This is a genomic window from Agrobacterium sp. 16-172Ci (assembly GCF_053522725.1).
Genome location: NZ_JBNWBW010000069.1, coordinates 1 through 957, shown reverse-complemented (window position 1 = coordinate 957; position 957 = coordinate 1). Strand labels below are relative to the sequence as shown.

General features: G+C 60.6%; 1 protein-coding gene. It reads left to right on the top strand.

What is annotated here, in order from left to right; genetic code table 11:
- Positions 1-103: 103 nt before the first annotated feature.
- Positions 104-957, top strand: an 854-nt coding sequence (locus ACQZ40_RS25715) for an IS4 family transposase (protein ID WP_448748912.1), incomplete at its 3' end; no start/stop codon positions are given.

Genomic DNA, 957 nt, shown 5'->3' with positions numbered 1-957 from the left:
CACTGCTGTCCGGTTTAAATTTGGTGGACATGGCGCACGGTGTTGATTCTACTCGTATTCGAGCGTTTGGCGACGATCTCGGACACGAAAGAGGAGCAACACCGTGCGGCACAAGAATAGCGTCTTTCATGATCTTTTGAAGCGTATTCCCTGGGCGGCGTTTGAGCGGCTTGTGGATGAACACGGGGCTGACAAGCATGTCCGCCGGCTGTCGACCAAAAGCCAGTTCGTCGCCCTCCTGTATGGGCAGTTGGCGGGTTCGGTGAGCCTGCGCGAGATCGTCTTTGGCCTGGAGAGCCACTCTGCACGGCTCTATCATGTCGGCGCAAAGCCGGTGTCGCGCTCGACGCTTGCCGATGCCAATCGTCTGCGTCCGAGCCCTGTCTTTGCCGGGCTGTTTGCGCAGATGGTGGCGATGGCGGGACGCGGCCTGCGCCGGGCGGTGGGCGAGGCAACCTACCTCATCGATGCGACAGGGGTTCGCCTCTCCGGTGCCGGATCGCAGTGGGCGCGGTTTTCCCATCAAGCCTGCGGCGTCAAGGTCCACATCGTCTACGATGCGGATGCCGAACAACCGATCTATGCGGCGGTCACGCCGGCCAATATCAACGACATCACGGCTGCCAAGGCCATGCCGATCGCATCAGGCGCAACCTATGTCTTTGATCTTGGCTATTATGATTTCGGCTGGTGGGCCAAGCTGGACAAAGCCGGATGCCGGATCGTCACCCGGTTCAAGTCGCATACGCCGCTGACGGTCACCCATGAGCAGGCGGTGGACGGCGACGGTGTCATCCTGTCCGACCGCATCGGCCTTTTGCCGGCCCGCCAGGCCAAAAGCCGCAAAAATCCGTTCAGCGATCCGGTCCGCGAGATCACCATCAGGACCGAGACGGGAAAGGTGTTGCGCATCTTCTCCAATGATCTCGATGCACCGGCTCACGAGATCGCCGATCT